The organism is Mesorhizobium sp. USDA 4413 (genome assembly GCF_056280365.1).
In genome coordinates this window covers 4,429,620-4,441,519 of record NZ_JBVPRP010000001.1, presented here as the reverse complement: position 1 = coordinate 4,441,519, position 11,900 = coordinate 4,429,620, and the positions used below count along the sequence as shown (strand labels likewise).

The following is an 11,900-nucleotide window of genomic DNA, read 5'->3' as shown; positions in this document are numbered from 1 at the left end:
CAAGGCGCTCAGGCGAGATCGACGATGCCGCACGCGCCCTGTCATGCATGAGCGCCGGATTTGCGGGAAAGCCGCACTGACCGCGAGACCCGGCGGTCCGCCTATTCCGCGAGGTCCTTGCGGAAGGGCGTGTGCTCTTCGAGATATTCGCCCATGCGCTCGACCTCGCGCCGCTCGCGCCTGAGATAGTCGGCGACGGCATTGCGTAGACCGGGATGCGAGATGTAGTGCGCCGAATGCATGGTCACGGGCCGGTAGCCGCGGGCCAGCTTGTGCTCGCCCTGCGCGCCGGCCTCCACCACCTTGAGCTTGCGCTCGATCGCGAAATCGATCGCCTGATGGTAGCAGACCTCGAAATGCAGGAACGGGTGATCCTCTATGCAGCCCCAGTTGCGACCGTAGAGCGCGTCGGAGCCGATGAAGTTGATGGCGCCGGCGACGTAGCGGCCGTTTCGCTTTGCCATCACCAGAAGAATGTCGTCGGCCATGCGCTCGCCGATCAGCGAGAAGAACTGCCGGTTGAGATAGGGCCGGCCCCATTTGCGGCCGCCGGTATCCATATAGAAGGCGAAGAAATCGTCCCAGGCGGCTTCGGTGATGTCCTTGCCGGTCAGCCAGTCGATTGAGATGCCGTCGACAAGCGCCTCGCGGCGCTCCTTCTTCATCGCCTTGCGCTTGCGCGAGGCAAGCGTGGCGAGGAAGTCGTCATAAGTTGAAAAGCCCTCGTTGAAGAAGTGGAACTGCTGGTCGGTGCGGTGCAGGAAGCCGGCCGCTTCCAGCGTCGCGACATCGGGCTCGGTGGCAAAGGTGACATGCGCGGAAGAGACGCCGAGCTTGTCGGTCACGAGCTTCAGGCCTTCGGCGAGGCCGGCCTTCACGGCACCTTCGTTCTCACCTTTGCTGACCAGCAGGCGAGGGCCGGTGACCGGCGTGAACGGCACCGAGCATTGCAGCTTGGGATAGTAGCGCCCGCCGGCGCGCTCGAAGGCGGCCGACCAGCCATGGTCGAAGACATATTCCCCCTGGCTGTGCGACTTGAGATAACAAGGGACGGCGCCGAGAAGCCTGCCTTGCGCCGTTTCCAGTCGCAGGTGATGGCCCTGCCAGCCGGTGCGCCGGACGGCGCAGCCGGAGTCCTCCAAGGCGCTTAGAAAAGCAAAGGAAACCAGCGGGTTGTAGCCGTTTTCTTGATCGCCGCGCGTGGTGCCGGCAAAGCCGTCCCATTCCTCGCAAGTAAAGGCTCCGATGCCCGCCGCTATGCGGATCGCATAATCCGCGTTCGCTGCCCGTCCATCATCGTCGTCGCCCTGATCCATGGGGCTTATTTAAGCGTCCTCAAGACTGCTACAAGTCACGTTTCAGGCACCGCCTCAGGCGACTTTCACCAGATCGGGTTCGAAGCCCTCGAAGGTCATCTGGTCGGCATATTTGAAGGTGAGGTCGATCGCCGGCTGGTCATGCACGGTCCAGGTGATGACAGGCATCTTCAGCTTCTCGCGCACGAAGCTGACGAAGGGGTTCGGCAGGTCACCGGCGGCGTAGGAGGTGAAGGCGAGGTCGTGCGCGAGCATGGCGAAATGCGCCTCGATCAACTGGTTGTCTTTGCCATAGGCGGTCAGCCCGCCGGGGATGCCCGGCGCATCCGTGGCGAAATCGCGGATCAGCCAGTGATCGAACGACATGATCGCCACCTTGCCCCTGTAGCGCTTGAGCAGCCGGCCGACGCTTGCCACCAGCCCCGCATCATGCCCGGGAACGCCTTTCAGCTCGACCACCAGCGGCACGCGGCCGTCGATCAGGTCGAGCGCTTCCTTGAGCGTCGGCACGTGGTCTTTCGTGCCGCCGATCCTGAGCGTCGCCAGCTCGGCCGCCGTGCGCTGCCAGACGAATCCGTCCTGGCCGGTCAGCCGTTTCAGCTCGCCGTCGTGGATGATGACCGGGACGCCGTCCGACGAGATATGCACGTCGCATTCGATGGCGTAGCCGCGCTCGGCCGCTGCGGTGAAGGCCGACAGCGTGTTTTCCCAGCGGGTCTTGTTCATGTCGTGGAAGCCGCGATGCGCGACAGGTCGCGCGATCAGCCAGGACAGATCGGTCATCTTAAGCCTCACTCGACTTCGAAGATCGCTTCGATCTCGACCGCGGCGTTGAGCGGCAGCGAGGCGGTGCCGACGGCGGAGCGGGCGTGCTTGCCGCGCTCGCCCAGTGCCGCGACCAGAAAGTCGGAGGCGCCGTTGGCGACCAGATGCTGCTCGACGAAATCAGGCGCCGAGGCCACGAAGACGGTGATCTTGACCAGGCGGCGGATCTTTTCGAGGTCACCCAGCGCTGCCTTGGCCTGCGCCAGGATGTTGATGGCACAGAATTTCGCGCCTTCCTTGCCGGCGGCGGTGTCGATGTCGCGGCCGAGCAGCCCGCTTGCCTGCAGCTTGCCGTCCTTCAGCGGCAACTGCCCGGCGGTAAACAGCGTGTTGCCGGTGCGACAATAGGGCACATAATTCGCGGCGGGCGCGGCGGCGGCCGGGATGGTGACGCCAAGATCGCTTAGCCGCTTTTCGATTGTTTCGCTCATTGGTTTTCCCTATTGCTGGAAGACGCCGCGTTGGCCGGGCCGAAATTGCTATTTTTGCCTCGCTTCCGCCACGACTTTTTTTAAGCTGGACCATGTTTCCCTGCGGCCTGCCCTCAGCCGCGACGATCGGAGCAACGCATGCGCGCAACGCGCCTTTTTCTCGCCGCCGCCTGCCTTTCGGCCGCGTTCCCCATGGCGCCGGCCTTTGCGGTGCCCGCGCTGCAGGCGCACCGCGCGGTCTACGATCTGACGCTCAACAAGGCTTCCGACCGTTCAGGCATTACCGGCATCACCGGCCGCATGGTCTACGAGTTCAACGGCTCCGCCTGCGAAGGCTATACAGTCAAGTTCCGCTTCGTCACCCAGATCGTCACCAACGACAACACCAGGCTGACCGACCAGCAGACGACGACTTTCGAGGACGCTGAGGGCAAGACCTTTTCCTTCGTTACGAAATCCTTTGTCGACCAGAACCTCGACAAGGAGGTCAAAGGCACGGCCACCAGGGAGGCGAAGGGGCTCAAGGTCGATATCGACAAGCCGGAGAAGAGCAGCCTCGAGCTCGCCGCCACGCAGTTTCCGACCCAGCATCTGGTCGAGCTGATCGGCAAGGCCGAGAAGGGCGAGAATTTCTACCAGACCAATCTGTTCGACGGTTCGGAGGACGCCAACAAGGTGATGACCACCACCGTCATCGTCGGCAAGAAGACCGATGCCGACAAGGCGGATCCGGAAGCGCCGGCACTAGCCAAGCTCGCCTCCGACAAATACTGGCCGGTCGACATCGCCTATTTCGACGATACCGACAAAAGCGGCGAGGAGGTGCCGGAATACCGGATCAGCTTCAAGCTGCACGAGAACGGCATCACGCGCGACCTCGTCATGGACTATGGCGACTTCTCGATGACCGGCAAGCTGGTGAACCTGTCGCTGTTCGACCAGACCAAGCCTTGCCCCGCTTCGAAATAGCAGCGTCCCGACGGCAGGCGATCAGGCTTGCAAGCCTGGTTTCAACTCGCCATGTGTCGGGATGACGAAGTGCGGCGGGCCTGATGGCTGTCTATGTCGATGCGGCGATCTGGAAATGGGCCGGCCACCGCTGGTGCCATCTCCTTGCCGACGATACGGATGAGTTGCACCGCTTCGCCGCCGATCTCGGCCTCAAGCTTTCCTCCTATCAAGGACCGCCCAAGACCTCGGCGCCCCATTACGACATCACCGGCTTCGAGCGCGACCGCGCGGTCCGGCTTGGCGCCATCCAATGCAGCCGCGAGGAGATCGTCGCGATCTTTCGCCGCGTCAGGGTGCCGAACGGCAAGGTAAAACGCTGAGATTTGGGCGGATCGCCGCAGGCGAGGGCGTTTTCCGGTGCCCTGCTTGCGTTTATGGGACTTCCCCTCTATATCCGCGCTCATTCCACACACGGACTTTGGTGTCTGCCCGGGAGAAATCCGGCTGAAACCTCCGGTGGCATCAGGACATCCCGTCCGAAATGCCTGTGTCCGTGGAGGCCAACCGGAAAGGAACTAAAGAATGGCTCTGCCAGATTTCAGCATGCGCCAGCTTTTGGAAGCTGGTGTTCACTTCGGCCACCAGACCCACCGCTGGAACCCGAAGATGGCGCCCTACATCTATGGCGCCCGCAACAACATCCACATCATCGACCTGTCGCAGACGGTGCCGCTGCTGCACCAGGCACTGAAGCAGGTGTCCGACACCGTCGCCAAGGGCGGCCGCGTGCTGTTCGTCGGCACCAAGCGCCAGGCGTCCGACATCGTCGCCGACGCCGCGCAGCGCTCAGCCCAGTACTATGTCAACTCGCGCTGGCTGGGCGGTATGCTCACCAACTGGAAGACGATCTCGAACTCGATCCAGCGCCTGCGCAAACTCGACGAGACGCTGGCCGGCGAGGCCCAGGGCCTCACCAAGAAGGAGCGCCTGAACCTCGACCGCGAGCGCGAGAAGCTCAACAAGGCTCTCGGCGGCATCAAGGACATGGGCTCGACGCCGGACCTGATGTTCGTCATCGACACCAACAAGGAAGCGATCGCCATCCTCGAGGCCAAGCGCCTCGGCATCCCGGTCGTGGCCATCATCGATTCGAACTGCGACCCGGACAAGATCGACTTTCCGATCCCCGGCAATGACGACGCGGCCCGCGCCATCCAGCTCTATTGCGACCTGATCGCCAAGGCCGCCATCGACGGCATCGCCCGCCAGCAGGGTGCGCTCGGTGTAGACATCGGCGCTTCGGCCGAGGCTCCGGTCGAGCCGGCGCTCGACACTCCGGCTGCGGAAGCTCCGGAAGCTTGATAAGGAAGGCCGGAGCCCGGCCTTCATCTTTCCAATAAGTTGGCGCGCTAAAGCGCTTTTGCCGAGCGCATCACCCGAGTCCCGGTTGGTGCGTCGGCGCATTTGAAACAAAGAGGCGACAATGACGATTTCGGCTGCACAGGTCAAAGAACTCCGCGACTTGACCGGCGCGGGCATGATGGATTGCAAGGCGGCGTTGAACGAGACCAACGGCGACATGGAAGCGGCCGTCGACTGGCTGCGCAAGAAGGGTATCTCGAAGGCCGACAAGAAGGCCGGCCGCACCGCCGCCGAGGGCCTGATCGGCGTCGACGCCGGCGTGCGTGAAGCCGCCATTGTCGAGGTCAATTCCGAGACCGACTTCGTCGCCCGCAATGCGGCCTTCCAGGAAATCGTCGCCAACGTCGCCAAGGTCGCGCTCGCCTACGGCACGACGGAGGCCGTGGCCGCCGCCAAGTATCCGGGCTCCGACAAGTCGGTCACCGAGACCATCAAGGACGCGGTCGGCACGATCGGCGAGAACATGGGCTTCCGCCGTTCGGCCAAGCTCACCGTGCCGCATGGCGTGGTGGCCACCTATGTCCACAATGCGGTTGCGGACGGCCTCGGCAAGCTCGGCGTGCTGGTGGCGATCGAGACCACCGGCAACGAGCACGCGGCCAATGCCTTTGCCCGTCAGGTGGCGATGCATGTCGCCGCCAGCAACCCGGTCGCGCTGACCGCCGAGGAAGTCGACCCGGCGCTGGTCGAGCGCGAGAAGGCGATCTTCTCCGACCAGGCGCGCCAATCCGGCAAGCCTGAAGCCATCATCGAGAAGATGGTCGAGGGCCGCCTGCGCAAGTTCTACGAAGAGGTCGTGCTTTTGAAGCAGGCCTTCGTGCTTAACCCCGACATCACCGTCGAGAAGGCGCTGAAGGATGCGGAGAAGGAGATCGGCGCTCCGGCGAAGATCACCGCCTATCTGCGTTACGCGCTGGGCGAGGGCATCGAAAAGGAAACGACCGATTTCGCGGCGGAAGTCGCTGCCGCGGTCAAGAAATAGCTCCGATCCAGGGGAGCGCTTAACGTTTCCCTTGAGGTGAAGAGCTCACGAGCTCAGGCAACTCGGCCGGGTGTCCGCATGGATGCCCGGCCGATTTCTTGTGCGGTGTCGATAAAGGCCCTGAGCTTCGGCGCCATCGATGCGCGGCGCGGGAAATAGAGGAAGAGGCCGGGCTCCTCGATCGCCGTCTGCGGCAGGATCTGGACGAGGCGGCCGGCGGCAAGGTCGGCGCGCACCAGCGGTTCGAAAACGTAGGCAAGCCCGACGCCGGTCAGCGCCAGATCGATGGCGCCAAGCGAATCCGTGACGATGGCGGTGCCGCGCGTTTCGACGACGATGTCCTTGCCGTTGTCGCTCAGGTCCCAGCGGTAAAGCGCGCCGGACCGAACCAGGCGATAGCCGATGCAGTTGTGATTGGCGAGATCGGCCACGCCGCGCGGACGGCCGTGCTTTCCGACATAGGCGGGAGAGGCGACGATCACGGCTTTGAACGGCGGCGTCATCCTGACGGTGACCATGTCCTGCGCGATCATTTCACCCAGCCGGATGCCGGCGTCGAAACCTTCGCCGACGATATCGATCAGTCCCTGGTCGGCAACGATCTCGACCGTCACATCGGGATAGCGTTCGGCCATGGCCGCGACCACCGGCGTCACAGCCAGGGGGATCGCTATGTTGGAGGCGTTGATCCTGAGCAGGCCGGCCGGCCTTCCCGTCACGCCACGGATGCGGTCCATCCGCTCGGCGATGTCCTGGAGCGCTGGGGCCGCGGTCTCGACCAACGCCTTGCCGGCTTCCGTCAGCGAGACGCTGCGCGTTGTGCGGGCAAAAAGCGGCTGGCCGATGCGCTCTTCCACCAGCCGAACGGCATGGCTGACAGCGGACGGGCTCATGCCCAGTTCAGCCGCGGCAAGCGCGAAGCCGCCTCGCCGCGCCACGGCGACGATGACCGGCAGGTGTGTGAGAAGGTCGCGGTCCATTCATGAATAATATCGCACAGTCTTTGCGAACAATGCAATCTTATCGACGCCAGCAGACTGGCCCATATTGTCGTCAACACATCGGCGGCGGGCTGATGGCCAAGGAGAAAACGACATGAACGCGTTGAGATATGTAACTTTCGCAGCAGGCATGGCGCTGGCGCCCGTCGATGCGGGCGGCGCAGAACCAACCGGCTGGCAGGCCCTTGCCGACGAGCGCGCCGTTATCCGCATCGCCGATGCCATCGACCGGGCGGTGGATGCGCAGGATTGGAAGCTGGCGCGCAGCTATTTCGCCGAGCGAGTCACCGCCGATTTCAGCAGCCTGTCCGGACAGCCTGCGGCCAACATCGCGTCCGATGACCTGATCGGCGCCTGGGCGAGCAACCTCAAGGGCAGCAAGACCAGCCTGCATCTGCGCACCAACCATCAGGTTGCGCTCGAAGCCGATGCCGCGACCGTCCGCTCCAACGGCTATGCCTGGAATCGGATGGAAGGCAATGGCGACCCGCTCTGGGAAGTCTGGGGCACCTACGAGCACCACCTGACGCGCTCGGCTGACGGCTGGAAAGTCGACGGCTTCACCTTCCGCATGACGCATGAGCGCGGAAATCCCTGGGTCAAGGCGACCCCCGGCCAGTGACCGGCCGCAAATCAGTTCAGAATCGGAAGACCACCATGACCATGACCTATTATACGCTTGGCAACAGCGGCCTGCGCGTCAGCCGGCTGGCGCTCGGCACCATGACCTTCGGCACCGAGTGGGGCTGGGGCGCGGACAGGGACACCGCGCGCGCGATGTTCGACGCCTATGTCGAAGCGGGCGGCAACTTCTTCGACACGGCTGACCTCTACACAGGCGGCACCGCCGAGACCTGGCTCGGCGAGTTCGTCGCCGAGCGTGGCCTGCGCGACAAGGCGGTGATCGCCACCAAATTCACCATGAATTCCGAGGCCGGCAATCCGAATGCCGGCGGCAACGGCCGCAAGAACATCATGCGGGCCGTGGACGCCTCGCTGAAACGGCTCGGCACCGACTATATCGACCTTTACCTTCTCCATGTCTGGGACAGGATCACCCCGGCCGAGGAGGTGCTGCGCACGCTGGACGACCTCGTTCGCGGCGGCAAGGTGCGCCATATCGGCCTCTCCGACGTGCCGGCCTGGTATGCCGGCCGCGCCCAGGCGATCGCCGAACTGCGCGGCTATGAGCCGGTCTCGGCGCTGCAGCTCGAATATTCGCTCGCCGAGCGCGCGATCGAACATGAATACGTCCCTTTCGGCACCCGTCATGGCGCGGGCATCATGGTGTGGAGCCCGCTGGCCAGCGGATTGCTCAGCGGCAAATACAAGCCGACCCAAGCCGGAAATGCCGGGCGTCTCGACGGTTTCCGCAACACAACGCATCCCGGTTTCCAGAAGTTCAGCGACCACAACTGGGCGATCGTGGCGGAACTCGAAAAAGTGGCGGTCGAGCTTGGCCGCAGCATGGCCCAGGTCGCGCTCAACTGGGTGGCGACGCAGCCAGGCATCGCCTCCGTCATCCTCGGAGCGACGAAGCTCAGCCAGCTCGAGGACAATCTTGGCGCACTCGATTTTTCAATTCCCGCGGAGCTTCGCGCGCGGCTGGAAAAGGTCAGCGCGACGCCGGCGCCGTTCCCGCACTCCTATTTCGGTTCCGAGATCCAGGTGCGCGTGACGGGCGGGGCCGTCACCGGCGACAAGCCGGCCGGCTATTCGCCTCCCGTCATGATCGAAGGCGAGGCGGTCAGCATCTCAAGCAACTGATCAAAAGACGGCAACTGACCGAAAAAGCCTGGAATTTTGCACGAGGGCGCGGCGTGACATCGCCGCGCCCTTCGTGTATCGGGTCAACCCGTCATGACAGCATCGCCGGATGAAGCGGGGGCGGTTTTGCCTCCAAATTTGCCGCGCCGAGATTTCGAGGAATGAGATGACGGTAAAGCCCCTCTATCGACGTGTCGTGCTGAAAGCGTCCGGCGAAGCATTGATGGGCGAGCAGCATTTCGGCATCGATGTCTCGGTGGTCGACCGCATCGCCGCCGACATTGCCGAGGCGCGCGCGCTGGGCGTGGAAGTCGGTGTCGTCATCGGCGGCGGCAACATTTTTCGCGGCGTGGCCGTCGCCTCCAAGGGCGGCGACCGCGTCACCGGCGACCACATGGGCATGCTTGCCACCGTCATCAATTCGCTGGCGTTGCGCACCTCGCTCAACAAGCTCGGCGTCGACGCCGTCGTGCTCTCGGCGATCGCCATGCCGGAACTTTGCGAGAGTTTTTCGCAGCGCCAGGCGACAGCCTATATGAACCAGGGCAAGGTGGTCATCTTCGCCGGCGGCACCGGCAATCCATTCTTCACCACCGATTCGGCCGCCGCGCTTCGCGCCGCGGAGATCGGCGCCGATGCGCTCTTCAAGGGCACGCAGGTCGACGGGGTCTATTCGGCTGACCCCAAGAAGGATCCGAACGCGGTCCGCTTCGACCGCATCAGTCACGCCGAAGTCATCAAACGCGGGCTTGCAATCATGGACACCGCCGCGATTGCACTTGCGCGCGAAAACAACATTCCGATAATCGTCTATTCGATCCACGAAAAAGGTGGTTTCGGCGATATTCTGAGGGGCGGCGGCCATTGCACGGTCGTCACGGACAAGTAACCGGCGCCCGGATCCGTCAAGCGACTACGGAACCGCGAACCGAACAACGTTAGAAACAGTGAACCCGGCGAACGGGTCGAGGAGATGATCATGAGTGGCGAGTATGAAGACCTGAAGCGACGCATGGACGGGGCGATCGCCGCCTTCAAGCACGACCTGGCTTCGCTGCGCACCGGCCGGGCCTCCAGCAACCTGCTCGACGCCGTCCAGGTGCAGGCCTACGGCACGGCGATGCCGATCAACCAGGTCGCCAATGTTTCGGTGCCGGAGCCGCGCATGATTTCGGTGTCGGTCTGGGACAAGTCGATGGTCAGCGCTGTCGACCGCGCCATCCGCGAAGCCAATCTGGGCTTCAACCCGATCGTCGACGGCACCACGCTCCGGATTCCACTGCCCGAGCTCAACGAGCAGCGCCGCAAGGAACTGGTCAAGATCTCGCATGGCTATGCCGAGAACGCGCGCGTGGCGGTGCGCCATGTCCGCCGCGACGGCATGGATTTCCTCAAGAAGGCTGAGAAGGACGGCACCATCAGCGAAGACGATCAGCGCAAGCGGTCCGACCAGGTCCAGAAGCTGACCGACGAGATGATCAGCACCATCGATCACCTGCTTTCCGATAAGGAAGCTGAAATCATGCAGGTTTAGGGTCGGGATTTCCGGCTCGAAAGCGAGACTATGGCAAAGCCCGCGCATGTCGCGATCATCATGGATGGAAACGGACGCTGGGCCAAGGCGCGCGGTCTGCCGCGCCTTGCCGGTCACCGCGCCGGCGTCGAGGCCCTGCGCCAGACTGTCCGCGCCGCGCCCGAACTCGGCATCTCCTATCTGACCGTCTACGCATTCTCCTCGGAGAACTGGTCGCGGCCGAAATCTGAGGTCAGCGACCTTATGGGTCTTTTGAAGCTGTTCATCCGCCGCGATCTCGCCGAACTGCATCAGAACGGGGTGCGGGTGAGGGTGATCGGCGACAAGGAAGGTCTGCAGCCCGACATCCGGGGCCTGCTGCAGGAGGCCGAATCGCTGACCGCCGGCAATGAGGCGCTGACGCTGGTGATCGCCTTCAACTATGGTGGCCGCGACGAGATCGTACGAACCGCGCGCAAGCTGGCGGAAGCCGTCGCACGCGGCGACATGGCGAGCGAGGCGATCACAGCCGAAAGCTTCGCAGCGTCGCTCGACACAAAGGGCGTTCCCGATCCTGAACTGGTGATCCGGACCAGCGGCGAGCTCAGGCTGTCGAACTTCCTTCTCTGGCAGGCCGCCTATAGCGAACTTGTTTTCCTGCCTTGCTATTGGCCGGACTTCAGCCGCGAGCATCTGGCAGACGCCTTGCGCGACTTTGCCGGCCGTGAACGACGCTTCGGCGGGCTCGCCGCCCGCGACGTCGCGCTTTAGGCGCCGCCGCGCATGAGCAACCTCCAGCAGCGCGTCGTCTCGGCAATCGTGATGGCGGCTCTGACGCTTGGGCTCACCTGGCTCGGCGGACTGCCGTTCCGGCTGTTTAGCGCGGGAATAGCGGCGCTGATCTTCTACGAATGGACGCGCATGGCGCGCGCCGGGAGCGGCGCGGCTCTAGGCTTCCTGCCGGAAGCCCTGATTCTTATCTTCATCGTCGCGCTGATCGCCGGCCTGCCGGCCTTGTGGCTGCTGCTCCTCGTTGCGATCCTGGTGGCCCGCGCGGCCATTGTCGCCCGGGTCAGAGGGGCTGCGCCGTGGGAAGCCTCCGGGGTGGCCTACGCGGCTCTTTCCGGCTTTTCGCTCGCCTATCTCCGCGACGACAATCATTCCGGGCTGATTGCGATTCTCTTCCTGTTCGCCGTGGTCTGGGCGACCGACATAGCGGCCTATTTCGTCGGTCGCGCCGTCGGCGGCCCAAAGCTCGCGCCGTCGATCTCGCCCGGCAAGACGCAGAGCGGCGCGCTGGGCGGCGCGGCCGGTGGCGTTATCGCCGGAGTTTTGCTCGCAATCGCGGCCGGCGCCGGCAATCTCGTCCAGCTTGGCTTGGTCGCGCTGGCGCTCTCGATCGTTTCGCAGATCGGCGATCTCTTTGAATCATGGGTCAAGCGCCGGCACGGCGCCAAGGATTCCAGCAATCTCATTCCCGGCCATGGCGGCGTCATGGATAGGGTGGACGGGCTTGTCGCGGCCGCGTTCGCGCTGTACGTCATGGGCTGGATCGCGGCGGGCGCCGAGCATCCGGCATCGGGGCTGTTTCCAAACTGAACGACGCAGCAGCAGGGCGAAAAATGGCGCGCGCCACGGATTCGCCCGGATTGATGCCACAGTCGCGGTGGAATGTCGCGTGCGGGCGAATTT

The 11,900-nt window shown here is 63.9% G+C and carries 14 protein-coding genes; 10 read left to right on the top strand and 4 right to left on the bottom strand.

All coding sequences use genetic code 11. From position 1 onward, the window contains the following. Positions 1 to 101: 101 nt before the first annotated feature. Genes ACVMIM_RS21685 through ACVMIM_RS21675 form a run of 3 tightly spaced genes read right to left on the bottom strand, consistent with a single transcriptional unit; the run spans position 102 to position 2,572 of the window. On the bottom strand, positions 102 to 1,316 hold the full coding sequence (locus ACVMIM_RS21685) for a GNAT family N-acetyltransferase (protein ID WP_476114463.1): 1,215 nt from the start codon (positions 1,314 to 1,316) through the stop codon (positions 102 to 104). 54 nt (positions 1,317 to 1,370) lie between these two features. Next, positions 1,371 to 2,099 (bottom strand): glycerophosphodiester phosphodiesterase, encoded by a 729-nt coding sequence (locus ACVMIM_RS21680; RefSeq protein WP_476114461.1) that lies wholly within the window; start codon positions 2,097 to 2,099, stop codon positions 1,371 to 1,373. Between the two features lie 8 nt (positions 2,100 to 2,107). Further along, positions 2,108 to 2,572, bottom strand: a complete 465-nt coding sequence (locus ACVMIM_RS21675; protein ID WP_040994991.1) for a RidA family protein — start codon at positions 2,570 to 2,572, stop codon at positions 2,108 to 2,110. 138 nt (positions 2,573 to 2,710) lie between these two features. Between ACVMIM_RS21675 and ACVMIM_RS21670 the strand changes: the two genes are divergently transcribed. From ACVMIM_RS21670 to tsf, 4 genes are all read left to right on the top strand, one after another. Further along, positions 2,711 to 3,541 carry a cell envelope integrity EipB family protein gene (locus ACVMIM_RS21670; protein WP_040994990.1) on the top strand — a complete coding sequence of 277 codons (831 nt, stop codon included), beginning with the start codon at positions 2,711 to 2,713 and terminating at the stop codon, positions 3,539 to 3,541. Between the two features lie 83 nt (positions 3,542 to 3,624). Further along, a complete protein-coding gene (locus ACVMIM_RS21665; protein ID WP_476114459.1) occupies positions 3,625 to 3,903 on the top strand; it encodes a DUF4031 domain-containing protein in 279 nt (92 codons plus the stop codon). 202 nt (positions 3,904 to 4,105) lie between these two features. Then, entirely contained in the window at positions 4,106 to 4,885 is a 780-nt protein-coding gene (rpsB, locus tag ACVMIM_RS21660) for a 30S ribosomal protein S2 (RefSeq protein WP_040994986.1), read from the top strand. A 121-nt stretch (positions 4,886 to 5,006) separates the two neighbouring features. Beyond that, positions 5,007 to 5,927 (top strand): translation elongation factor Ts, encoded by a 921-nt coding sequence (gene tsf / locus ACVMIM_RS21655; protein WP_040994984.1) that lies wholly within the window; start codon positions 5,007 to 5,009, stop codon positions 5,925 to 5,927. A gap of 53 nt (positions 5,928 to 5,980) precedes the next feature. On the opposite strand, the gene ACVMIM_RS21650 is transcribed toward tsf, so the two are convergent. Beyond that, positions 5,981 to 6,907 (bottom strand): LysR family transcriptional regulator, encoded by a 927-nt coding sequence (locus ACVMIM_RS21650; RefSeq protein WP_476114457.1) that lies wholly within the window; start codon positions 6,905 to 6,907, stop codon positions 5,981 to 5,983. 115 nt (positions 6,908 to 7,022) lie between these two features. On the opposite strand from ACVMIM_RS21650, the gene ACVMIM_RS21645 reads away from it, so the two are divergent. The 6 genes from ACVMIM_RS21645 (at position 7,023) to ACVMIM_RS21620 (ending at position 11,807) form a co-directional block, all read left to right on the top strand. Further along, positions 7,023 to 7,550 (top strand): nuclear transport factor 2 family protein, encoded by a 528-nt coding sequence (locus tag ACVMIM_RS21645; protein WP_278048756.1) that lies wholly within the window; start codon positions 7,023 to 7,025, stop codon positions 7,548 to 7,550. Positions 7,551 to 7,585: 35 nt separating this feature from the next. Next, positions 7,586 to 8,695: an aldo/keto reductase gene (locus ACVMIM_RS21640; protein WP_476114455.1), complete on the top strand. Its 1,110-nt coding sequence runs from the start codon at positions 7,586 to 7,588 to the stop codon at positions 8,693 to 8,695. 166 nt (positions 8,696 to 8,861) lie between these two features. Beyond that, complete coding sequence (gene pyrH / locus ACVMIM_RS21635; protein ID WP_476114453.1) at positions 8,862 to 9,584, top strand: UMP kinase; 723 nt, start codon at positions 8,862 to 8,864, stop codon at positions 9,582 to 9,584. Positions 9,585 to 9,674: 90 nt separating this feature from the next. Further along, positions 9,675 to 10,229 carry a ribosome recycling factor gene (gene frr / locus ACVMIM_RS21630; RefSeq protein ID WP_082037291.1) on the top strand — a complete coding sequence of 185 codons (555 nt, stop codon included), beginning with the start codon at positions 9,675 to 9,677 and terminating at the stop codon, positions 10,227 to 10,229. Positions 10,230 to 10,259: 30 nt separating this feature from the next. Then, positions 10,260 to 10,979, top strand: coding sequence for an isoprenyl transferase (locus ACVMIM_RS21625; protein ID WP_476114450.1), 720 nt, complete (start codon positions 10,260 to 10,262; stop codon positions 10,977 to 10,979). 12 nt (positions 10,980 to 10,991) lie between these two features. After that, positions 10,992 to 11,807 (top strand): phosphatidate cytidylyltransferase, encoded by an 816-nt coding sequence (locus ACVMIM_RS21620; protein WP_476114449.1) that lies wholly within the window; start codon positions 10,992 to 10,994, stop codon positions 11,805 to 11,807. The last annotated feature ends 93 nt before the right edge of the window (positions 11,808 to 11,900 follow it).

Bases quoted from the DNA above. Each gene is read 5' to 3' on its own strand.
- ACVMIM_RS21685 (WP_476114463.1), bottom strand. From the start codon at position 1,316: ATGGATCAGGGCGACGACGATGATGGACGGGCAGCGAACGCGGATTAT.
- ACVMIM_RS21680 (WP_476114461.1), bottom strand. From the start codon at position 2,099: ATGACCGATCTGTCCTGGCTGATCGCGCGACCTGTCGCGCATCGCGGC.
- ACVMIM_RS21675 (WP_040994991.1), bottom strand. From the start codon at position 2,572: ATGAGCGAAACAATCGAAAAGCGGCTAAGCGATCTTGGCGTCACCATC.
- ACVMIM_RS21670 (WP_040994990.1), top strand. From the start codon at position 2,711: ATGCGCGCAACGCGCCTTTTTCTCGCCGCCGCCTGCCTTTCGGCCGCG.
- ACVMIM_RS21665 (WP_476114459.1), top strand. From the start codon at position 3,625: ATGGCTGTCTATGTCGATGCGGCGATCTGGAAATGGGCCGGCCACCGC.
- rpsB (WP_040994986.1), top strand. From the start codon at position 4,106: ATGGCTCTGCCAGATTTCAGCATGCGCCAGCTTTTGGAAGCTGGTGTT.
- tsf (WP_040994984.1), top strand. From the start codon at position 5,007: ATGACGATTTCGGCTGCACAGGTCAAAGAACTCCGCGACTTGACCGGC.
- ACVMIM_RS21650 (WP_476114457.1), bottom strand. From the start codon at position 6,907: ATGGACCGCGACCTTCTCACACACCTGCCGGTCATCGTCGCCGTGGCG.
- ACVMIM_RS21645 (WP_278048756.1), top strand. From the start codon at position 7,023: ATGAACGCGTTGAGATATGTAACTTTCGCAGCAGGCATGGCGCTGGCG.
- ACVMIM_RS21640 (WP_476114455.1), top strand. From the start codon at position 7,586: ATGACCATGACCTATTATACGCTTGGCAACAGCGGCCTGCGCGTCAGC.
- pyrH (WP_476114453.1), top strand. From the start codon at position 8,862: ATGACGGTAAAGCCCCTCTATCGACGTGTCGTGCTGAAAGCGTCCGGC.
- frr (WP_082037291.1), top strand. From the start codon at position 9,675: ATGAGTGGCGAGTATGAAGACCTGAAGCGACGCATGGACGGGGCGATC.
- ACVMIM_RS21625 (WP_476114450.1), top strand. From the start codon at position 10,260: ATGGCAAAGCCCGCGCATGTCGCGATCATCATGGATGGAAACGGACGC.
- ACVMIM_RS21620 (WP_476114449.1), top strand. From the start codon at position 10,992: ATGAGCAACCTCCAGCAGCGCGTCGTCTCGGCAATCGTGATGGCGGCT.